Origin of the sequence: Mesorhizobium sp. B2-3-15, assembly GCF_006442875.1 — a bacterium.
GTDB classification, from domain to species: Bacteria; Pseudomonadota; Alphaproteobacteria; order Rhizobiales; family Rhizobiaceae; genus Mesorhizobium; species Mesorhizobium australicum.
In genome coordinates this window covers 88733-109171 of sequence record NZ_VFVO01000004.1, presented here as the reverse complement: position 1 = coordinate 109171, position 20439 = coordinate 88733, and the positions used below count along the sequence as shown (strand labels likewise).

Annotated in this window: 19 protein-coding genes and 2 pseudogenes; 13 read left to right on the top strand and 8 right to left on the bottom strand. The window is 61.2% G+C overall.

Annotated elements, in window-relative coordinates; all coding sequences use genetic code 11:
• The first annotated feature begins 13 nt into the window (after positions 1–13).
• Positions 14–1855 carry a 3D-(3,5/4)-trihydroxycyclohexane-1,2-dione acylhydrolase (decyclizing) gene (gene iolD / locus FJ954_RS10035; RefSeq protein WP_140661257.1) on the top strand — a complete coding sequence of 614 codons (1842 nt, stop codon included), beginning with the start codon at positions 14–16 and terminating at the stop codon, positions 1853–1855.
• A 30-nt stretch (positions 1856–1885) separates the two neighbouring features.
• Here iolD and FJ954_RS10030 read toward each other — a convergent pair.
• Positions 1886–2314: pseudogene (locus tag FJ954_RS10030) on the bottom strand (SMP-30/gluconolactonase/LRE family protein); the annotation flags it as partial.
• Between the two features lie 38 nt (positions 2315–2352).
• Between FJ954_RS10030 and FJ954_RS32345 the strand changes: the two are divergent.
• From FJ954_RS32345 to FJ954_RS10020, 3 genes are all read left to right on the top strand, one after another.
• The gene (locus tag FJ954_RS32345; protein WP_348641125.1) at positions 2353–2751 is read left to right on the top strand and encodes a hypothetical protein; all 399 of its coding nucleotides are present in this window, start codon (positions 2353–2355) and stop codon (positions 2749–2751) included.
• Entirely contained in the window at positions 2637–2897 is a 261-nt protein-coding gene (locus FJ954_RS32340; protein WP_348641132.1) for a hypothetical protein, read from the top strand. Before FJ954_RS32345 ends, FJ954_RS32340 begins: the two co-directional genes overlap by 115 nt.
• A gap of 671 nt (positions 2898–3568) precedes the next feature.
• Positions 3569–4630 carry an aromatic ring-hydroxylating dioxygenase subunit alpha gene (locus tag FJ954_RS10020; RefSeq protein WP_140661256.1) on the top strand — a complete coding sequence of 354 codons (1062 nt, stop codon included), beginning with the start codon at positions 3569–3571 and terminating at the stop codon, positions 4628–4630.
• Between the two features lie 356 nt (positions 4631–4986).
• Here the strand turns inward: FJ954_RS10020 and FJ954_RS10015 are convergent, their stop codons facing one another.
• Together FJ954_RS10015 and FJ954_RS10010 are read right to left on the bottom strand one after the other, a co-directional pair.
• Entirely contained in the window at positions 4987–5274 is a 288-nt protein-coding gene (locus FJ954_RS10015; protein ID WP_140661381.1) for a glycine zipper 2TM domain-containing protein, read from the bottom strand.
• A gap of 215 nt (positions 5275–5489) precedes the next feature.
• Positions 5490–5691 (bottom strand): annotated as a pseudogene (locus tag FJ954_RS10010) (type II toxin-antitoxin system HicB family antitoxin); the annotation flags it as partial.
• Between the two features lie 116 nt (positions 5692–5807).
• Between FJ954_RS10010 and FJ954_RS10005 the strand changes: the two are divergent.
• From FJ954_RS10005 to FJ954_RS09975, 7 genes are all read left to right on the top strand, one after another.
• Complete coding sequence (locus FJ954_RS10005) at positions 5808–7370, top strand: recombinase family protein (protein ID WP_140661255.1); 1563 nt, start codon at positions 5808–5810, stop codon at positions 7368–7370.
• Positions 7367–8206: a plasmid partitioning protein RepB C-terminal domain-containing protein gene (locus FJ954_RS10000; protein ID WP_246681045.1), complete on the top strand. Its 840-nt coding sequence runs from the start codon at positions 7367–7369 to the stop codon at positions 8204–8206. The genes FJ954_RS10005 and FJ954_RS10000 overlap by 4 nt, the downstream gene beginning before the upstream one ends.
• A 104-nt stretch (positions 8207–8310) precedes the next feature.
• Positions 8311–9081 (top strand): response regulator transcription factor, encoded by a 771-nt coding sequence (locus FJ954_RS09995; RefSeq protein WP_181177791.1) that lies wholly within the window; start codon positions 8311–8313, stop codon positions 9079–9081.
• 266 nt (positions 9082–9347) lie between these two features.
• The gene (locus FJ954_RS09990) at positions 9348–10205 is read left to right on the top strand and encodes a GHMP kinase (protein WP_224720270.1); all 858 of its coding nucleotides are present in this window, start codon (positions 9348–9350) and stop codon (positions 10203–10205) included.
• Positions 10206–10232: 27 nt separating this feature from the next.
• Positions 10233–11303 carry a pyridoxal-phosphate dependent enzyme gene (locus tag FJ954_RS09985; protein WP_140661252.1) on the top strand — a complete coding sequence of 357 codons (1071 nt, stop codon included), beginning with the start codon at positions 10233–10235 and terminating at the stop codon, positions 11301–11303.
• Between the two features lie 207 nt (positions 11304–11510).
• Positions 11511–12077, top strand: a complete 567-nt coding sequence (locus FJ954_RS09980) for a GNAT family N-acetyltransferase (protein WP_140661251.1) — start codon at positions 11511–11513, stop codon at positions 12075–12077.
• 77 nt (positions 12078–12154) lie between these two features.
• Positions 12155–13492 (top strand): MmgE/PrpD family protein, encoded by a 1338-nt coding sequence (locus tag FJ954_RS09975; RefSeq protein ID WP_181177790.1) that lies wholly within the window; start codon positions 12155–12157, stop codon positions 13490–13492.
• Positions 13493–13504: 12 nt separating this feature from the next.
• Here the strand turns inward: FJ954_RS09975 and FJ954_RS09970 are convergent, their stop codons facing one another.
• A complete protein-coding gene (locus FJ954_RS09970; protein WP_246681056.1) occupies positions 13505–13945 on the bottom strand; it encodes a MucR family transcriptional regulator in 441 nt (146 codons plus the stop codon).
• A 723-nt stretch (positions 13946–14668) separates the two neighbouring features.
• Between FJ954_RS09970 and FJ954_RS09965 the strand changes: the two genes are divergently transcribed.
• The gene (locus FJ954_RS09965; protein WP_140661248.1) at positions 14669–14854 is read left to right on the top strand and encodes a hypothetical protein; all 186 of its coding nucleotides are present in this window, start codon (positions 14669–14671) and stop codon (positions 14852–14854) included.
• A gap of 137 nt (positions 14855–14991) precedes the next feature.
• Here FJ954_RS09965 and FJ954_RS09960 read toward each other — a convergent pair whose 3' ends face one another.
• Positions 14992–15294 carry a hypothetical protein gene (locus tag FJ954_RS09960; RefSeq protein ID WP_140619981.1) on the bottom strand — a complete coding sequence of 101 codons (303 nt, stop codon included), beginning with the start codon at positions 15292–15294 and terminating at the stop codon, positions 14992–14994.
• Positions 15295–16353: 1059 nt separating this feature from the next.
• On the opposite strand from FJ954_RS09960, the gene FJ954_RS31800 reads away from it, so the two are divergent.
• Positions 16354–16986 (top strand): SDR family NAD(P)-dependent oxidoreductase, encoded by a 633-nt coding sequence (locus FJ954_RS31800; protein WP_348641131.1) that lies wholly within the window; start codon positions 16354–16356, stop codon positions 16984–16986.
• A gap of 446 nt (positions 16987–17432) precedes the next feature.
• Here FJ954_RS31800 and FJ954_RS09945 read toward each other — a convergent pair whose 3' ends face one another.
• From FJ954_RS09945 to FJ954_RS09935, 3 genes are read right to left on the bottom strand one after another with little or no spacing between them, the layout of a single operon-like run.
• Complete coding sequence (locus FJ954_RS09945) at positions 17433–18599, bottom strand: pyridoxal-phosphate dependent enzyme (RefSeq protein ID WP_140661246.1); 1167 nt, start codon at positions 18597–18599, stop codon at positions 17433–17435.
• Complete coding sequence (locus FJ954_RS09940) at positions 18592–19626, bottom strand: succinylglutamate desuccinylase/aspartoacylase family protein (RefSeq protein ID WP_140619987.1); 1035 nt, start codon at positions 19624–19626, stop codon at positions 18592–18594. The genes FJ954_RS09945 and FJ954_RS09940 overlap by 8 nt, the downstream gene beginning before the upstream one ends.
• A 15-nt stretch (positions 19627–19641) precedes the next feature.
• Positions 19642–20439: an amino acid ABC transporter ATP-binding protein gene (locus FJ954_RS09935; RefSeq protein ID WP_140619988.1), complete on the bottom strand. Its 798-nt coding sequence runs from the start codon at positions 20437–20439 to the stop codon at positions 19642–19644.

Genomic DNA, 20439 nt, shown 5'->3' with positions numbered 1-20439 from the left:
CCGGAGGAATCAAATGTCACTCGTCCGTCTGACCATGGCGCAAGCCCTGGTCCGCTATCTTTGCAATCAGTTCACGATCGTCGACGGGGAGAGAGTTCCGCTCTTTCCGGGCGTCTTCGCCATCTTCGGGCACGGCAACGTCACCTGCCTATCGGAAGCGCTGGAAGCGGTCCAGGATCGGTTGCCAACGTGGCGCGGGCAAAATGAGCAGTCGATGGCTCTCGCGGCAATCGGTTTCGCTAAAGCCAAGCGCCGCCGCCAAATCATGGTGGCCGCGACGTCGATCGGCCCCGGCGCCCTCAACATGGTCACCGCCGCCGGTGTCGCCCATTCGAACCGTCTGCCGGTGCTGATGCTCTCTGGCGATACTTTCATCAATCGCCGCCCCGACCCAGTCATGCAGCAGGTCGAACACTTCGGCAATCCGACCATCAATGTCAACGATGCCTTCAAGGCGGTGACCCGTTATTGGGACCGCATCGTCCATCCTGAAGGCATAATCTCCTCACTCCCCCAGGCGGTAGCCACCATGCTGGATCCGGCCGATTGCGGTCCGGCATTCATCGCATTGCCGCAGGATGTCCAGGAGATGGCTTGGGACTACCCTGAGGAATTCTTCGCGGAGACGGTACACGCGATCCCGCGACCGCGCCCCGACGCCAATCGGTTGGCTGAAGCGGTGAAGCTGCTGAAGGCAGCCAAGCGCCCGCTGATCATTTCTGGCGGCGGCACCCGTTACTCCGGCGCCGAGCAGGTGTTGGCCGACCTGGCCCTCACCCACGGCATTCCGTTGTGTGAGACGATCGCCGGCAAAAGTACCGTAAGCCACAATCATCCTGCTTATGTCGGCCCGATCGGCATCGTAGGCTCGACCTCGGCTAACGCGCTTGCCGCTTCAGCGGACGTGATCGTTGCCGTCGGCACGCGGCTGATGGACTTCACCACCGGCTCCTGGAGCGCTTTCGCAACAGACGCCAAATTCATTTCCATCAACGCTGCCCGTTGGGACGCGACCAAGCATCGTGCCTTGGCCGTGGTAGGCGATGCTCTCGCCACGCTCAGCGAATTGGGGCAGTCACTCGCAGAGTGGCAAGCACCACGCGAATGGACCGAGAAGGGCCGAATAGAGTTCGCCAAGTGGAACAAGGCGCTGGACGGGTATCAGCAGCCGACCAACCAGCCCGTCCCCAGCTACGCGCAGGTCATCGGCATAGTGAATGAACGCGCAGGCGAGCGAGACCTGGTCATCACGGCCGCGGGGGGCCTCCCGGGCGAGGTCATGAAGAACTGGCGCGTCAAGTCGCCCAATACGTTCGACTGCGAATTCGGCTTCTCGTGTATGGGTTACGAGATTGCCGCCGGCTGGGGCGCCGCGCTCGCCGATCCCACGCGAACCCCGATCGTGATGATTGGTGACGGCACCTACATGATGATGAACTCGGACATTTATTCCACGGTCCTGTCGGGCCATAAGATGGTGGTAATCGTCTGCGACAATGGCGGCTACGCCGTCATCAATCGTCTCCAGAATGCTAAGGGCGCTGCCTCTTTCAACAACCTGATCAAGGATTGCCGAGTGAAGGAGCCGTTCAGCGTCGACTTTGTGAAGCACGCCGAGTCGATGGGCGCGCTCACCCGGCGTGTCGACAGCCTCGCGGACCTTGCGCGAGCCGTCGATTGGGCACTCGGAACGGACCGGACGACGGTCATCACGCTGGTGTCCGATGCTTTCACCTGGACACCAGGCGACGCCTGGTGGGACGTGGGTGTGCCCGAGGTAAGCGCCAGGCCGCAGGTGCGGGAAGCGCATGCGGAACAGGCGCAAGCTCGCGGGAAGCAGCGCGTAGGCGTCTGACATCATAGCAAAACATCTCTCTCTTCCAACTCACGCTCGTGCTGCCGCATTGGCGACGACAAACACCGAATAGAGCGACTGCCGCGCCGTAATGAACAGGCGGTTGCGCTTGGCGCCGCCGAAGGTGAGGTTCGCCACCGTCTCTGGAATGCGGATCTTGCCGATCAGCATGCCGTCGGGATCGAAGCAGTGGATGCCGTCGCCGGCGCCCGCCCACACACGTCCGGCCGTATCCACCCTGAACCCGTCGAACAGGCCAGCGCTGCAGGTGACGAAAACGTCGAGTCCCCCGAGCGTCGCACCTTCGACGGCGAACTTGCGGATGTGCCGCGGCCCGTCCTTCTGGTGCGTGATGCCGGTGTCGCCGACATAGAGGGTGGCATCGTCCGGCGAGAAGGCTAGACCGTTTGGCTTGGCCATCGTCGAGACGACGCACGCCACCTCGCCCGTTAGGGGGTCGGCAAGCTTATTGAATACGCGTTCCACGGGTCCAGTGCATGGGTTTAAAGTTCATCGAGCCGCTGATGCCAACCTTGGTCGAGAAACCTCCCGAGGGGGTGGGCTGGATTCACGAGGTGAAGTTCGACGGCTACCGCTCGCAAATCGTCAAGGACGAGGGCGGCGTGCGGATCTTCACGCGCCGGGGACTGGACGGGACGGCGAAATATCGCGATCTAGCCAAGGCGGCCGGCGACCTCGAGGTGGAGAGCGCTATCATCGACGGCGAGATCATCGTCCTGAACGATGCGGCCTGCCCGACTTCGGCGCGCTGCGCAAGGCAATCACCAGCCGGCAGCACGACCTCTATTTCGCCGCCTTCGATCTCCTGCACGTCAACGGCCATGATCTCCGCGACGTGCCGCTGGAAGATCGCCGCGAGATCCTTGCCGAGATGATTCCCGAAGGACAGCACATCCAATTCAGTCAGGCGCTGCCTGATGATGCCCCCAGCATTTTCCACCTTGTCGAGCAGGCTGGCATGAAGGGCGTGGTGTCGAAGCGAAAGGACAGCAAGTATCGCTCTGGCCCGTCGACGAACTAGATGACCTTCAGCAGTTTAGAGCTGGCTGCCAAACGGTCATCATGCTTGCGCGGGAAATAATCGCTTTGAAGATGCGGTTAAGCAACCGGCATAGCGACCGAAGTGCGATAACGTCAGCGTATACCCCGGCGTGACGTCACTCGGACTCGCCTTCTCGGCGCAACATTTGAGCCAAGGTCAGCCATTGTTTCAGAGTCGTGCCGGGGCTTAAAACCTGATCTGACGCCCGGCGCCGGTAATAGGGCACGCACCTGGAAGATCCCCGTCCCCACCTAATGTCCGGATCGGGGCCGTATCCGGACGGTCTCCTTCTAGGGAGCGCTCGTCGGTAAGCTGCCGTTCGAGCTCACAGTCCATCGGGCGAAGTTTGCCTTGTCAGCTGACCCCATCCTTCGTCGTTCGCGAGCGAACCGCACCATTCTTGTACCGGCCGTTCATCAGGCGGACGACGAACTGGCCGCGACGTCGGCTTGGAACCTGTGCTGCGGTTAAGGCATCCGACGTGTTGATCGCGGTCGACAACTAGGTCGGCGAATTGGAAATGAACCGCAACTCCAGCAAATCTGTTAAAGCAAAATTACACGCCGGCTTACAGGCTGTGCGCAGCAGAGCCAATTCCCTTGCGATGTCGCCCCGCTTGCGACAGGATTGCAGCAATTCGAGGTTAGCCTATGACGCCAGACACCTTGCGGCCCAACCACCTGCCACTCGACACTCCGCCCGTGCAATGCCTGAATCTGGACCCTTCGCTTTATGTCCGCGATGATATCTGGCAGCAGGAACGGGGCAACATCTTCGCGCACACCTGGCAGTTCATGGGGCCTGTCGCCTCGGTCGCGACGTCCGGTCAATACCTTGCCATCGACATCGCCAGCACGCCGATCTTCGCCATCCGGGGCCGGGACGGGACCTTGCGCGGATTTAAGAACGTCTGCCGCCACCGGGGGGCGAAACTTCTGGCCGATGGCGCGGGCAAATGTGGGCTGATCGTTTGTCCCTATCACAAATGGTCCTTTGCCGACACCGGACGGCTGGTGCAGGCCCCATGGTATGGCAAGGATCCCGCGATCATCGCCGAAGACTGGCCGCTGGAGACGGTGCAGTTGTCCGAATGGCGCGGGCTGCTCTTCGCGGCACTCGACCCGAAGGAAAGTCTTCTGGATCAACTTGGCTCTCTGCCCGCCGAACTGGCGGACGAGCCGTTGGAGACCTATGCCGCCACCGATCAGGCCACTGTCAGCTTTGCGGCGAACTGGAAGATCTACACCGACAATTTCGTCGAAGGCTACCACATCCCTGGCACGCATCCCTCGTTCTACGCTGCCATCGACTTCGAAGCTTTCCAGACCACCGCCCATCCCGGTTATGTCCGGATGACCGCACCTCCGAAAGACGGTCTGTTCTATCGCGGCAAATGGCTTTGGATGTGGCCGAACTGGACACTATCGCTTTTCGATGGCGGCATGAACGTTAGCCGGATCAACCCGACCTCACCGCATCACACAGACCAGCATTACCATTTCTTCTTTGCCGACACCTCTGCAAAAGCATTCGAGAGCAGGGCGCAATCTGTGCAAGGCACTCTGGCCGTGGTACGCGAGGACTACACCATCTGCGCCGATACGCATCGCAACTATGCCGCAGGGGCCTATAGCTCCGGCCCGCTCTCGGGGCGGCATGAGCGGGGAGTGCAGTATTTCCAGGAACGGGTCGCTGCGGCACTGGGGCTGTGAGCGCCCCTGGCGTCCCTTGTCCGCCGGATAGTGCTCCGGCTCGGCGCCAGCACGAGAGCCCCCGGCCCGTCGAGGGTATAGGGCAGGCACGATAAGACGAGTTACGAGCGTCGCGGCAATCGGAGCTCGCGCAATGCGGAGAGCAGATCGGCGAACGCGGTTTTGACGGCCGAGTTAGCGGGCGCTCTTACCGGCCGGACCCTTGAGGGCTGGAACGGGGCCGACAGCAGACTTACCGCTTCCAGCGATTAGAGAATCCATGCAGCCACTTCAGAGTGTCGTATCAGGCATACCGTACAGAAGAATGACGGCGTGAGAGCCGGCATTGCGCGCCGACTCCCTCAGTCGGAAGCTAATCAATAATTGCCATTGTAATACTGGTCGTCGCAGGGCGCGTTATAGATGCGGCCGTAGCGATCCTGGTAGCGGCATTGCTGATCTTCGCGGCGCTGCGGGGTGGTGGCCGAGCCAACGACGGCGCCGATCACGGTGCTCTTGGTGTTGCCGCCGATCGTCTGGCCAAGCAGCGCGCCGCCAGCGCCGCCGACGAGCGCGCCGGTGGTGGCCCGTTGCTGGCCCTCGGTCTGCGTTTCGCAGCCGGCAAGGGCTGCGGTGATAAGCGCTGCCAGGATGGCCTTCTTGATGAGACGAGAACTCCTCTGAAGCCCCGGGAACTGACAACAGACCGAAACAGGGCGCTTTCGCCCAAGTGCTGGCGCATGCGGCGGAACGGCGGCGTGACTTCTCACGAAGTAGATCAAGGTTTCTCGACCGTTGAAGACCGTGGTGTCCAAATGCAAAGATGGGCGGGCGTTACCGGCCGATCTGTAGTTGTGGTGAGAGCGCCCCAATCTCCACCGGCAAGCACTTGCTCGATCGATGACGGCTCCGGTATGGCCTCGCCGTCTTGCACGAGCCCTTCAACGTGGAAAGCAAGCGCCTCCTCGGTTGTGACGACCGCCTCGTCCAGGCTGCTGGCCGCTGTGACAACGCCAGGAACGTCAGGGAACGACACACCGAGATCCCCGCTTCTTGTGAGTCAGGCCGATATAGTTGCGCACAGCTACATCTCGTATTGTCGGCTGCTCGCATTCGACACAAACTGGATAGGTTTCCCTAACCAAATCGCAGGCGGCGCGGCCCTCTACTATGGACGCGAGTACCATGGCGCGAGGCGATGGACAAAGTAGCAGCGGCCCAGTTCCCTGAAAGGCGCATCGTGCGCGCGGCTCAGTATCTGCGCATGTCGAAAGAGCACCAGATCTACTCGATTGACAACCAGAAAGATGCCATCCGCAACTATGCTGAGATCATGGGATACGACATCGTTGCCACTTACGAGGACGCCGGTCGGAGCGGTCTCAGCCTGGGCGGTCGCCCCGGCCTTCAGCAAATGCTGGCCGATGTGGAGAGTGGGCGTGCCGACTTCGAAACCATCGTAGTCTATGATGTCAGTCGCTGGGGACGCTTCCAGAACATAGATGAAAGCGCGTCCTACGAGTATCGTTGCCACATGGCTGGCGTGCGGATCGAATTCTGCGCCGAGCAGTTCTTGAACGACGGCAGCATCGGATCCGATGTCCTTAAGGCCATCAAACGAAGCATGGCGGCCGAACACAGTCGCATGCTGTCGCAAAAGACATTTATAGGCCAAGCAAGGCTGATCCGGCTGGGGTTCCGACAGGGTGGTAAGCCAGGACTCGGCTTAAGACGCCAGGTGATCGACCATTCAGGACGTCCCAAACTCATTCTCTCCGAACACGAGCAAAAGAGCGTGCACACAGACAGAACGATCCTGGTGCCCGGACCGCCTAAAGAGGTTGCAACGGTTCGCTGGATCTTTCGTCAGTTCGTCAAAAACCACCTGACAGAGCTTGAGTTGGCAAGGCTGCTGAACAAGCGCGGCGTGCTGACGGACCTTGGTCGGCCATGGAAGCGGGAAACGGTGCGCGGAGTTCTGACTAACGAAAAATACATTGGGACAAATGTCTGGAACAGGCGCTCTCGCAAGCTAAAAGCAAAGGCAGTAAGCAACCCTTCTGAACAGTGGGTTCGAGCGGAAGGCGTATTTGAGCCCATTGTTGACCGCAATCTGTTCGATCGGGCGCAAATCATTCACAGAGCGCTATATGCGCATCTGAGGGTGACCAACGAAGAGATGCTTGCTGCACTGAAAAAGGTCCTGGCGCGCGAAGGCGCCTTGTCTAGTTCCATCATCAACGCTGCGGCGGATTGCCCCGCAGCTAGCCAATATCATTATCGCTTTGGAAGCGTCCTGAAGGCCTACGAGTTGATTGGATATCAGCCGCCAAAGAACTGGCAGTTTATTACCTCGAAAGAGCGATTGGCGTCGGTGCGCGCGCAAGCAATAGGGGACCTGCTGGACGCGATCGAAAGGATTGGCGGAAAGGCGACTTACGACACACAGAACGACCTCTTGCGGATCAACGACGAGTTCACTGTTGCGATCGAAATCGCACGTTGCCGCGCTTCCGACCACGGATATGCCTTCTGGTCTATGGACACTCAGCGCCAGTCGGTGGCCGACATTTTCACCTTGATCAGGATGAGTCCTGGTGACCTGGTCATTCGCGATTACCTGATTGCGCCTGCGTCCAAAATCGTCGGCAGACCAGCCTTGCTCGCTAATAATGGAGCACAGCTGGATACCTACCTGTTTCCCTCCCTAACCCCACTTACCAGGCTGGCAGGGCGAGCAAGTGTGGAGAACATATTGTGAGTTCGAAGTATCGTATTACCCGCGATGCGGCCTACCGAGCTTTGCTTGGCAGTGATCAGAGACACGCCCAGAATCTTGCTGATGATCAGCCAGGGTCAAAGCAAAAGCTCTTCACGCCAACGCTCTTGGTCGCCTATGAGGTGGTCTGTAGACGCAAGCGCGATTTCATAGAAGAAGCAGAAGCAGCAGAGCAGCGTCTGGGCCGTCTGGTTGAAGCGTTTCGCCTGACAATTTGTGATGAAAGGTTTCGCTCATTGCTAGTGTGCGAGGGGCTCGCCACTATACCAAAACTTTTGGCTGAGAGATTGCAATGTACCGCGTTCGAACCGGGCGCAGCAAGGCATATTAGCGGATCGCTTTCCAAGAGAAGCGCAGGCCGGCAACCCATCAGTGGGATTTGTCAGGACGTCCTCGACTTTCTCCAGCATTGCCCTGTGAGGGTGAAAATCTTCGGCTTGCTGCGGCATGTGCTTCCGACCAGGCAATTGGAAATTGCTCGACTAATGGTTGCTATGGAACGGGTCACGTTCACGTACGCAAAGATCCTTGTCGCGTTTACGCCGCATGCACTGCTGGCCCCGGGTTTCCATCCGACGATGATTGCGAATGTGTCTGAAGATCAACTGAGCACGATGACGCAAGAACTCGGAATGCTATGCAGTGAGTTTCTGAGTACCGTGGAGCGACGTGGCTTCGTAAGCCTGGAACTGTTGGCAGCCGGCCGCTATTTTGACCAGATGATGGATAATTCTAGGGTGGTGCGCTATCTGGCCCATAACTTCCCAAGCCAATTTGAAGAGTTTCATGAATTGTTGGCTTCTGCCTCTAATAGGTAGGATTGATGCCTCATTCATCCGCCCGAATGACGCGTTTTGAAGCGGCGAACCCAGCATGAGCTTTGATCAGGAGTTGCTACCATCGCCGATCGAATCTATCATCCTTGCCGCCGGCGCGACGAATTCGATCTGCGAAGCTGCACTGGATCGCGGGCGCAAGACTTGGCGGCCCCATGAAGCCATTGATCGCCATCTGCTCGCAGGATGCCGACTTCTATCTTCTGCTGAGCCACATTCTTGAGGTCGACGGTTTTACTCCCATGCTGGCCGCCTCCATCGAGGACGTGTTGGCGCTCGTCTGCGCCAAACCCATCGAGGCGGTGTTGCTGGACTGCAGGGCAGACAACCAGTTGGCGGCACAAAGCGGCCGGCTCAAGCAGGATACCGCGGTGGGCGCCATCCCCTGTGTGGCCCTGGTCCATGCGGGCGCGGAAGCGCAGCTCATCCATCTCTTGCAGTCAGGGATCGACGAGTGTTTTGTCAGGCCTTTCGCGCCAGCCAAGCTGCTCCAGGACCTGCGCTCCAGGCTCGCCATCGCCCTGACACCAGAGCCAGCGACGCAGGATGGCCGACCACTTGCTTACGCCGATGTCGAAATGCGGCTCGATACCCATCGCGTTTCTTGCGCCGGCAAGGAGATCGCGCTCGGGCCGATCGAGTTCAAGTTGCTGCGTCACATGCTGGAGAACCCGGAGAGAGTGCTCAGTCGTGCCGAATTGATTGGCGCTGCCTGGGCGCGTAACCGCGGCGTCGGCGCTCGCACGGTCGATGTCCACATCTCCCAGCTGCGAAAGCAGCTTAGCCAATGTTCTGGGGACGCCGCCATCCGAACCGTCAGGCTTGCCGGATACGCGCTGGCACGCAGTCCGTCCTGATCATCCCCGCAGCTTCCACTTCCCGGCTAATGCGCCGCCTGTAACCCCGATATTTTGGAGTGGTCGCCGTGTTCCTTTATTGATTGGGTTTAATGCTCTTAACATTCTAGAACAAACAAGATGTAACGTATATAGCACAAAAGATTAGTTTGTTTGTTGTTGCGCGCCGGTGTCTGAAATGAAAGTCTCGGTAAGAATTTACATCAGTATAATCTAATACGTTGTTCTTAGGAGGTCGTCTCATGCTGGACGGAGCTGGATTTGGCGTGGCCGTCGGCCACCACGGCGAATTGGTTCAGGGTCTGTTCGAGGACGACGGCGCTCGGCTGCGGCGCGCGCTGGTCTCGCTCCCCTGCCGTCAGCTGCAATCCAGGGCCAGGTTCAGCCCAGGCGACGGCGATCTCGTGGCTGTGACGCCGGTATCGTGCGACAAAGCCAGGCGCGCCGCGGAATTGACCATCGCAAGGTTCGGCCAAAGGGGGACCGGCGGGAATCTCGTCATAGACAGCAACGTCCCGGTCGGCCGCGGCATGGGATCGTCCACGGCCGACGTGCTGGCGAGTATCCAGGCCGTGCTGGGGTGGCTGGAGATCGAGGCGGCGTCGGACGAGGTGATGCGCATCGCGGTCAGCGCCGAGACGGCCTGTGACTCCACCCTCTTCAAACAACAGGCGGTGCTGTTCGCCCATCGTGACGGGATCGTCTTGGAAGCTTTCCGCAGACCGCTGCCTCCGGTCGATCTGATCAGCGTCGACACAACGCCGGATGTGACCGTCGACACACTCGAATACCAGCCGGCGCGCTACGATGCCTCGGAAATCGAGACCTTCCGGCCGCTGCGCAGCCTGCTGCGCACGGCCATCAAGCATGCGGATGTCCGCATGCTTGGCCGAGTTGCGACGGCAAGCGCGCGCATCAACGAGCGCTTCCTGCCAAAGCCCGGTCTGGACGAGATCGAAACCATTGGCTGCCGTTTCGATGCCGTAGGTGTCCAGGTCGCCCATAGTGGCACGGTCGTCGGACTGATGTTCGATGCGCTCGATCCAAAGGCCTCGGCAAACATCGATGGCGCGGCGGACGCTTTGAGAGGGTCTGGTTTCGACCCGGCAGTCTACCGTCACTGACCACTCTGGGCCCAGGGGAGAAGCATGATGTCTGTCCACACGTTGATGCGCAGGCTGGAAGAATTCGAGGGTCCTCGCCTCGTTCCGCTCAGCGCCACTCTGTTCAGCGCCTCTTTCTTCCTAATGAAGCTTCTACCGGCTCGCTTCATGCTCGAACGCGCCGTCGAACAGGGACGGTTGAGACCGGGAGGGATAATCTGCGAATCCTCGTCCGGTACCTTTGGCCTTGCCCTCGCCATGCTGGCGGTTCAGCACGGCTACAGGTTGATCCTGGTCAGCGACTGGGCGCTCGATCGCCATCTTCATCGGCGCCTCATCGAACTCGGCGCCGAGGTGGCGATCGTCGACACCCCGGCGCCTGCGGGCGGGCTGCAGCAAGCGCGCCTCGATCGTCTGCACGAGTATCTGCGCGATATTCCCGGCAGCTACTGGCCCTCGCAGTACGACAATCGAGACAACGCGCGCTCCTACGGCAAGGTCGCCGAAAAGTTGATCGACAGGGTCGGCAAGGTGGACTGCCTGGTCGGTCCGGTCGGATCGGGGGGTTCGATGAGCGGCACATCGCATTACCTGCGCACGCTGTTTCCCGATCTGCATGCGATAGGCGTCGATACGCCGGGCAGCGTGCTGTTTGGCCAGCCGAGCGGCAGGCTCAACCTGAGCGGTCTGGGCGGCAACATCCTTCCGGCCAATGTCGATCACAGCCAGTTCGACGAGGTCCACTGGCTGACGCCAGTGGAGGTCTTCCAAGCCACCCATCAGCTTCATCGCCAGCACGGGCTTTTCATGGGCCCGACCAGTGGCGCCGCTTACAGGGTTGCCGAATGGTGGTCTCACAACAATCCCGACAAGAAGGTGGTCGTGCTCTTTCCAGACGAGGGCCACCGCTATGTCGAGACTGTCTACGACCAGCAATGGCTTGCAACGATTGCTGGCTGGCCGAGTCCACTGCCTGCCTTCCCGATCACTGTGGGCGCGCCGAGCGAGCCGATGTCAGCATGGTCCCGCTTCTCCTGGAGGCGCAGGACGCTGCAACAAGTCCTGGAGCGGGCCGGTGATGGGCTTAACCCGGGCGGCGGACAAAGCAATGGGTTCTGAGGCTTTCGTGCGCCGGTGATGCAATGGCCGGGGTGTGGTCGGCGCCCCACATGCCATGCCGGTCCGCCACCTCTTCCGGGTCTCGCCGGCCTGTATACCGCCGCAAGCTGCGCAATCCTGTGATGCAACGGCGCCGTACTAGCCCCCATCGATATCCAGCGACAATGATCGCCGGCTGACCGGGCCATGTGAAGCGAGGACGAACCCATGAGATCGCCATCGACATCGGGCGCGACGGCAATTGGGAATGCGCGAGCCTCGTCGATCGTGTCGCGCCTGGATCGGATCAGCCTGCAGCGCGTGGCGCTCTGCGATCGGGCTGCCATCAAGACGCTGCTGCTCGATCCTGAGCAGGAGCAGTTCGCCGGCGACGTGGATGTGGTCTTTGACGGACTGCAAAACAGCCGCTATCCGCAGTTTGAGCACCCCCTGGCCATTGTCGCCGCCGACAAGACGGTCGGCTTCTTCATTCTTCGCGAGAGACTTGCATTGCCCCTCTGGGCGCCAAAGGACGCGGTCACATTGCACAGTTTCCGCGTTTGTCGCACCTTGCAAGGTAGGGGATACGGCCGCGCCGGAATGGATCTGGCGATCTCGTGGGTCCGGCGGAAACGCCCCCGCGTCAAGCAGCTGATGCTTGCCGTCAACATCCGCAATGCCGCGGCGAAATCGGCTTATCTCAAAGCGGGTTTCAGCGACACTGGTCAAATCCTCCACGGCCCAATCGGCGATCAAAACATTCTGACGGTGAGGATTCCACCCGGCTACGGCTGAGCGGCGCCTCGAGTCCCGGCTTTTCATCTCGACAATTCAGGTATACCAGGTATATGCTTATCGACAGGGAGGAAGCAATGCGGTTCGCTACGCAGCGGTTCGCCGATTTTGTCTGTGATGCCGGGCGCCGGGACCAGCCTGATATGGTCATCGAGAAGACCCAACGCGCCATTCTCGATACGATCGCGGCTCTCCTCGGCGGTGTGCCGACCGACAATGCGCGGCTGTCGCGCATTGCCGCCAGAGCCTGTTTTGGAGCAGGTGCGGCACATGCCTGGTTCGCCGAGGCCGGCCTGCATCCGCTCGGCGCCCTGTTTGCCAATTGCGCGGCCGCGAGTTCGCTCGACGTCGATGACGGCCATTGCCTTGCGGCGGGTCACCCGGGTGCTGCCATCGTCCCGGCCGTGCTGATGGAAGCGGCAAGGCTGGGCAGCGATGGCCGTGATGTGCTCACCGCGACCGCGCTAGGCTATGATGTTGCTTTGCGCATCGCCGCCGCCCGCCGCTTCACCGATACGATGAGCTTTGCCAGCGGCCAGTGGGCTGGCTTCGGCGTCGCGGCCGCCATCGGATGGCTGCGCGGCATGCAAGTCGACCAGCTCGCCCATGCACTCGCGATAGCCGGCGCCGAAGCGCCGCAAAACCTGCCGCAAGGCGATTGCCAGGCAAGCTCCGTCAAGGGCAGCAGCCCGTGGTCGACGGTCTCGGCGGTCTTCGCCGCCGACCGGGCCGGGGCCGGCATGACCGGCTCGATCGATTTGCTGGACCGGGCCCACGCCTATGAGGTCGGCGCCCTCACCGCCGACCTTGGCAGCCGCTGGCTAATCGCCGAGACCTACCTCAAACCTTACGCCGCCTGCCGCTATACGCACCCGGTCATCGATGCCGTGCTCGCGCTCGTTGCGGATCGTGATCCAGGGATGCCGATCGACCGCCTCGTCGTGGATATCTTTCCAGAAGCGCGGAAACTGCCCAACGAAATCGCACCGAAGTCGCTCGAAGGCGGACAGTTTTCGGTGCCTTTCGCCGCGGCATTGGCCGCACTGCGCGGCGCGGCCGCCTTCCGCCCCTTGCGTCCGTGCTCGCTCATAGATCCGGAGGTGGTGGCGCTCGCGGCGAAAGTCGAAATCCGCTACCCCCACGACCTGGCGGGGATTTTTCCGCGGCGCACGCCAGCGCGAGTGACCATGGTTGCTGGAGCGCGCGAGCGCGTCATTGACGTGCCCCTACCGCTGGGCGACGCCAACAACCCGATGGATGACTTGGCCTTAGACGAAAAGCTGCACGACCTCGGCCGCGACATCCTTTCGCGTGCCGAGCTCGATCAACTCATCCGGTCCGTGGGTTTGCTCAAGCACGGAGAGATCGCTCCGTTGCTCATTTGCCTGGCGCCTCAACCAGGCGCCGGACAGTGAACGCCCTGCCGCTTATGCATTCGCTTTCCGCTTCGCCCGCACCGGTTTGGGCGGCGGGGCGGCTTTGCGGCCGAGCCCGATCGATTTCGCCAAGGCGGACCGTTGGGCGGCATAGGTTGGCGCGACCATCGGATAGTCCTTGGCCAAGCCCCATTTGGCCCTGTATTCATCGGGCGTCATGCCAAGCAGACCCAAATGACGCTTCATCGACCTGAATTTTCGGCCGTCCTCCAAACTGACGATGTAGTCGGGAAAGACCGACTTCTTTGGGTTTACAGCAGCGGCCGGCGCTGGTTTGGCGGCGATCTCCGGCTGCTCCAGCTTCAATAGCGCGGCATGCACGCTGGCAATCAGATCAGGCAAGCCTGAGGTCGGCACCGGATTGTTCTGGACATAGGCGGCCACGATCTCGGCCGTCAGACCTATCGGGTCGAAGCTCTCGGTATTGGTCAATTGTAACTCCTGTATTGTCCCCTCGACTTCCCTATTGCGGAATTCGAAGATGCGCAACGACCGGACTTCTGATGGGTATGGATCAGCAATGAAATGCGCTGCACGCGGATTCGAGACTTCCGCCTGGCAATCAGACGAACAAACCTGCCGGCGCATATCGACCGATTCCAGGTGCCAAAGGCACCGCGCCGGGGTCGACTTGTGATCTGGGCGTTGACTAAGCAGCGTGCCGGCGGCATGCCCGCTCGATGCATAGCCCCGCGAGGCAGCGGAGACCCAGCCTAGCGAAGCCCGGCGCTTAGCTCGCAGGCGCCTGCGAAGTTGGGAGCAGCTTTGATTTCAGCGAGCCGCTGTCTCAGGTAGGTACTCAAGTCCACCTCGCCGCGCTAAACATACCAAAGCCCGCCACTGAGGGGACAGTGGCGGGCTTTGTTTGAAAGCTGTTCGACCAACTCTCCGCCGCTCCTGTCCGGGGGGTGTCGAGGGGCGCCACCGAATGAACTTGGGCCGATACAATCGGTTCCCGCCGCAAGCAAAAAAGCCCGCCGGCGTGATCCAGCGGGCGGGTGGTGAAAGGCAGATGCTCCGGTTAGTCGATCGCGCCTGAGACGGTGATCGGCGAAGAAGTCGCGGCCGTAGCATCGGACCAACGTTCACGCTTGGTCGGGATGGGTCTCTGGTAGTCGCGCAGCTCACGCGCCGCCCTTGGTTGGGCCGGATACGATGACCAACTGGGCTGCGATGCTGCCCAAGCGCTCGCGCTTCTCCAGTTCTGGCCATTTGTATGTCTTCTTCCATAGTGGTGCTCATCACGCCTGCGGCGTTGCTGGTAGCAACGACGTTGAAGCCGGCGTTGGTCAGCGCGAAATCGAGGTCAAGCAATATGACAGGCTCGTCTTCGACCACTAGGACTTTGCCGTCATGCATCATGGACCATCCATTATACGTTGGCCGCCCTAACGATGAGAGGATGGCTTAGCTCCGGCCCTGTTTGGGAGATCCCACCAGCGGCAAGTGCGGGCAGGATGATGCACAACGGGCCGGCGTCATGTCGGCTTGTCCAGCGGCGCCCTTCTGGTTGGCGGCTTGTAAGCGCTCACCAGCCTGACGACAGCGGCGTCGACTGTGACTGGAGCGCCCAGGTTCACCGTCACGCTGTTTTCGTCGATGTGGATGACGTTGCCAATCAACTCGATATGCTGCCCCTTCTGTACCTTCGTTGTGTGGTCGATCACCGAGTGGGGTTGGCCATAGGAGGGGATGGAAACGCTCACCCGGTCCTCAGTGACCCGCTTGCGCACGGTGGCGGTGATTACGACCTCGTCGCCGATTTTGATGCCCTTTGCCATAACTATGACTCTGGAGCGGCCAACCATTTCGTCAAGCTACTGCTAATATATTGCGTTTCGCAGCACCAGGGGTCTAGGCTGATCTATGCGCGACAACAAACGCGTCGGCCGCCGGGGCGGCATGAGCTTTCTCTACCCCCACCAGGTGAGTATCCGCTCTGTCTCGGTTTACCGGAAGCTACAAGTGCGCTCCTGGCCTCGCCCCGGAACGTTGTGGCCGAGAGCCATCTGCACCTCGGCCAGGAAGTTGCCCAGCTCCTCGTCCCGCGCCTTGGCGTGCACCGCAGCACCACCGCGGCGGCCTTCTGAATGGCCCACAGTGGGAAGACTGAGCAGATGTGCACCCAGGGGTTGAGCGCTACCTAGCTCGCGGTCGACCGGGAACCGGAGCTCCGAATGCTGGAGCGGCTGCTTTAGCCGTCCGACCGGCTCCTTTCAGCGTCCAGCAGTTCCTCTTCGGTTATCAGACCGTTGATAAAACAGCTTGAGCAGGTGTGACGCGATGCGCTAGGCCTGCTGCGAGTCAAGGGGCGTGCGGTTCTCGTGAATACAATACGGCACACGTGAGAGAGCATATCGATCTCGCAAGGCCCCAGCACTGACCAGGGTACAACATAACCTTCCTCCTCGAAAGCTACGAAACCCGGACAGTGCGACGGCCGTGTGAATGCCACACTTGATTTGGCTTCATCAAGGGCGGTGTCAGGCGCGGTCCGTGTGTACTCGGGACGTGTGGCTGTCGGCATGGCCGCGCTAGAAAGCCCTATCCTGTCTTCAAGGAGCAGCATCGCTCTGAGCTCAGGACGAGATTGGCCAGTACAAAACCGACCGCAAGCGGTAGTGTTGGACAATCAGGGTCAATTCATCGGCACTGGGACATTAGGAGGACGGACGTGACCAATTCCACAGGGAGTTCTTTGGGCGTCGCTGTCATTACCGGCGCATCCTCAGGAATCGGCAAAGCTTTTGCCGAGCGCCTGGCCAGCGACGGCTACGACATCGTGCTCGTCGCCCGCCGACGGGGCCGGCTCGAGTCGGTAGCCCGCGAGATCAAGGCCGCTGGAAATCATCGTCGCCGATCTGGCGCAGTCGCATGGCCTCGACATGGTGGAGCAGCGAATCCAGGCCGGGGACGTGTCGCTACTCGTCAACAATGCCGGGTTCCAGACTTACATGCCCTTCGTCGACCTCTCGATCGACCGCGCCCAGGAAGAGGTTGCGGTGCAGGTAACTGCGGTCATGCGTCTGTCGCATGCGGCACTTCCTGCGATGATTGCGCGCGGCGAAGGCGCCATCATCAATGTCTCTTCCCTGCTCTGCTTCAGTGGAAGCTTGAAATCCCCGTTCATGCCGAAGCGCTCGGTTTATGCCGCCACCAAAGCCTTCATCACGATGTTCAGCGAGCTTCTCGCGGCTGAACTGCAGGGCAAAGGTATTCTCGTCCAGGCGCTTTGTCCCGCCGTCGTCAGGACAGAATTCCATGATATCGACGGCAAGCCGGTCCTCAGGCCCAATGTGCCGGTGATGGAGCCGGGTGACGTCGTCAACGCATCCTTGGCTGGCCTGCGGCAGGGTGACACGATCTGTATCCCGGCACTGGAGCAAGTGGGTAAGCTCTCCGCTGTCGGGGACGCAAATCGCGCCCTGTTCGATGCCGGTCGCGGGGCTGAACTAGCCCCTCGATATCGCTAATGCCAGGCGACAGGTTGGCTGACGTGTCAGCCCCTTCCTTGGGCTCCATGGTCGGTTCCCAGGTCCGAGCGTCCCCAACGCGGACGGGCACCGGTTTGCCGCGCCAAGCGCGGCGAAACTCCGGCGCCAACCTCTAGCGTATATTGGTACTGACCGCCAATGGCCGTTCTGGGCCCGTTCTGTCCCACTTGAGCACCAGAGCCCGGTGGAAGTGCCGCCAGCCGCCGACGCGGCCGTTCACCCACAGGGTGCTCAGCTTGCGCTGTGAACGGGCGGGATAGGCGCAAGCCGCCGTTCGGCGCGGAACACCAAATGCGGCCCAGACGAGACAGCCCGATCGGCTGCGGGCAGGCTGAAGATGATCATCGCCGTTGCTGGTCTAGCGCGTTCTGCATAAGGCGGAAATGCCCTGATGTGACCGCAAGCCGCAACGAAGCTCTGCTAGACTAGTCTGTAGAGGCAATGGCGTTGGGAAAAGCGCGATATTCTGAAGCGCCGCTCGAAGTGCCGACCAGCACGACCGCGGCTTCCCGCCCGACCGTGCGCTGCGCGACCAACTTTCGCAAGCCGGTCAAGGCTGCCGCGCTCGACAGTTCGAGATAAAGACCGTAGCGCGCCAGCCGCGCTTGGTCGTCGTAGGTCGGTTCCTCCTCAACGGCAACTGCCGATCCCCCGCACGCGGCAATCGCCTCAACGGCCTGGTAGGTGACCGTTGATCCGCCGATCGACGTCAAAGCCGAATGACCTTCGAAGTGGCCGCGGTAATCGGCGCCCGCAAGTACCCTTGATATGCGTGCGAAGGGCTCGACGGCATGGATGCGGGGCGGCTCGCCGCTGAGACCGGACCTTTGCAGATCGCGGTAGCCGCGCGCGATGCCCCAAAGCAGATCCGCCCGCGATGTCGGAACGACAACGTCGCTGCATGCCTGGGCGCCAAGCTGAAGAAACAGCTCGAAAGCAAGCGATCTGTAGCCATCCACCCCGAACGGATTGCTGCCTACTGCCGGAACAATGAAGTTGGTGGCCGGATACCAGTCGCCGGCGCGGACGCGATCGGCGAGCACCTGCCAGCGGCGTTGCGGTGTTTGCGCGGCCAGCAAGGTCGCGCCGTGCATTTCGATCGCTCGCCGCCAGTTCGGGTTCATCTCAGGCGTGGTGACGATCACGCAGTCGAGCCCCGCCTGAGCCGCGTAGGCGGCAAGTGACACGCCGGCATTGCCGCTGGAGGCGGCGGCAACCGTCGAGGCGCCGCTCTGCAACGCGCGCTGGACGACAAACCGGCTCATGCGGTCTTTGTGCGACCCGGTTGGATTGGTGCCCTCGTTCTTGACATGGAGCGCGCGGACGCCGACCTCATGTGCAAGCTCGTCCATCCCCACCAGAGGTGTGTTGCCCTCACCCAAGGTCGGACAGGACGGGTAGACCTGCCATTCAGAAGGCCGCTCGAGGCAGCAGGGGAATTCCTCATACTCTATCGCCAGGCTTGCCGGCATGTTCTGTTCAAGACAGGCCGGGCAACCTTCGAAGTAATCCGCCACGGCAAACACGGCGTGGCAGCGAATACAGCGCATCCCACTCACGCGCGGATTGAGCCGAGGCTCCGAGCTAAGCATGTGCCAGCCGATTTGGTCGGGCGTCCAGGTCGGCCATCACCTTGAACAGGCAGTCGCCGGGCTCGGTAAGCGATGGCGCCCTGCGGCACGCGACGAGTCCGGAGCTTTCGAAGAGCAGCGTCTCGGGTTCGCGCGTCGGCAGGTCGGGAAAGTGAATGTGGCCGGCAAGCTGGCCGCCGACCACCTCATCGCAGATATCGGCGGCCGGCTCGAAGATACCGCGCTCGCGGGCGTAGACGAAGGCGCTATGGCCTTTGACGGTCATGACCCGCGTCGGCGGAGCCGGTTGGACGACGACCTCGCGCAAGATTCCGTGGCCTTTCAGCAGGCGCTTCAATCCAGATTCGGCGAGCGCCAGACCTTCTTTGGACAAGGTCGCACCGCCGCCAAGCTCGGTGGTTAGAACCAGCGCGCCCCTGTCCTGCGCCGCCGCCGCCAGGGTGGTCAGTCCGCCACCCCCTGTGCCATCGCTGACAAAGCTTATGGGGGCGCCAAACAGCCGCAATAGACGCAGCAGTTGTTCATGTTCCTCGGCGGTCCGCCCCGGCCGCACGAGCGCGCTCGGCACATAATCGAGTGAGCGCCCTCCAGAGTGAAGATCAACGACGATGTCGGCCATCGGGATCAACACCTCGCACACGTAATGGGCGATCATCTGGGTGGGCGAACCGGCGGCATCGCCGGGAAACGTACGATTGAGATTGCCTTGGTCGAGCGGCGATACCCGGCGGCCGGCGGCGACGGCGGGAAAGTTAAGCGCCGGAAGGATGATCAGCCGCCCCGAAACCTGGTCACGGCGGATCTCGCGGGCGAGCTTGCAAAGGGCGATCTGGCCCTCATACTCGTCGCCATGATTGCCAGCGATGAGCAGCGCCGTTGGACCGCCGCTATTTTTAATGCAGACCAGCGGTATGGGTACGAAACCGTAAGCGGACAGGTCGGTCGAATGCGGCAGCCTCAGACAGTCCGACTGCTTGCCGTCGGCCTCGTAGTCAACCGGGGTCCAGATCCGTGTCTCAGCGGCCATGTCTACCTTCTCCATTCAGCGAAGCATCTTGTCCAGGAAAAGCCGCGTCCGCTCCTGGCTTGGCGCGGTGAAGAAGGTTGTCGGGGACGCGAGCTCGACAATGCGTCCCTGGTCCATGAAAACGATCTGGTCGGCGACCTCGCGGGCAAAGCCCATTTCATGGGTGACGCAAAGCATGGTGGTGCCGTCCCTGGCGAGGTCGGTCATGACGTCGAGCACCTCCTTGACCATCTCCGGATCAAGCGAAGAGGTCGGCTCATCGAACAGCATGATCTTGGGATTCAGGCACAGCGCGCGAGCGATCGCGACGCGCTGCTGCTGGCCGCCGGACAGCTGGCTGGGATATTTGTGTGCCTGGTCGGCAACCCTCACCCGTTCGAGATGGTGAAGCGCCATGCCTGCGGCGCCGGTCTTCGATTGGCCGAGCACGCGCTTCAGAGCAAGGGTGCAATTGGCCATCACCGTTAAATGCGGAAACAGGTTGAACTGCTGAAACACCATGCCAATCCCGCGCCGCAGTCTCCGCAATTGCCTGTGGTCTCGACTGAGATCCACGCCACCGACCCGAACCGCGCCTTTCTGAAAGGTCTCCAGGCCATTCAGGCATCTGACGAGCGTCGATTTTCCCGATCCGGAGGGACCGCAAATCACAATCCGCGCGCCCTGCGCCGCAACGAGATCGACGTCCTTCAGAGCGTGAAAGCTGCCGAACCATTTGTTGAGCGCTACCGTCTCCAGCGCTGGCGGCTGGGCGGATTTTGGCGCGCCAGCTGCCTGCCCGATATCGGTGGTTTGGGAGCTGCCCTGTCGCAT

Bases quoted from the DNA above. Each gene is read 5' to 3' on its own strand.
- iolD (WP_140661257.1), top strand. From the start codon at position 14: ATGTCACTCGTCCGTCTGACCATGGCGCAAGCCCTGGTCCGCTATCTT.
- FJ954_RS32345 (WP_348641125.1), top strand. From the start codon at position 2,353: ATGGGTTTAAAGTTCATCGAGCCGCTGATGCCAACCTTGGTCGAGAAA.
- FJ954_RS10020 (WP_140661256.1), top strand. From the start codon at position 3,569: ATGACGCCAGACACCTTGCGGCCCAACCACCTGCCACTCGACACTCCG.
- FJ954_RS10005 (WP_140661255.1), top strand. From the start codon at position 5,808: ATGGACAAAGTAGCAGCGGCCCAGTTCCCTGAAAGGCGCATCGTGCGC.
- FJ954_RS09985 (WP_140661252.1), top strand. From the start codon at position 10,233: ATGTCTGTCCACACGTTGATGCGCAGGCTGGAAGAATTCGAGGGTCCT.
- FJ954_RS09980 (WP_140661251.1), top strand. From the start codon at position 11,511: ATGAGATCGCCATCGACATCGGGCGCGACGGCAATTGGGAATGCGCGA.
- FJ954_RS09975 (WP_181177790.1), top strand. From the start codon at position 12,155: ATGCGGTTCGCTACGCAGCGGTTCGCCGATTTTGTCTGTGATGCCGGG.
- FJ954_RS09965 (WP_140661248.1), top strand. From the start codon at position 14,669: ATGACCAACTGGGCTGCGATGCTGCCCAAGCGCTCGCGCTTCTCCAGT.
- FJ954_RS09960 (WP_140619981.1), bottom strand. From the start codon at position 15,294: ATGGCAAAGGGCATCAAAATCGGCGACGAGGTCGTAATCACCGCCACC.
- FJ954_RS09945 (WP_140661246.1), bottom strand. From the start codon at position 18,599: ATGCTTAGCTCGGAGCCTCGGCTCAATCCGCGCGTGAGTGGGATGCGC.
- FJ954_RS09940 (WP_140619987.1), bottom strand. From the start codon at position 19,626: ATGGCCGCTGAGACACGGATCTGGACCCCGGTTGACTACGAGGCCGAC.
- FJ954_RS09935 (WP_140619988.1), bottom strand. From the start codon at position 20,439: ATGCGACAGGGCAGCTCCCAAACCACCGATATCGGGCAGGCAGCTGGC.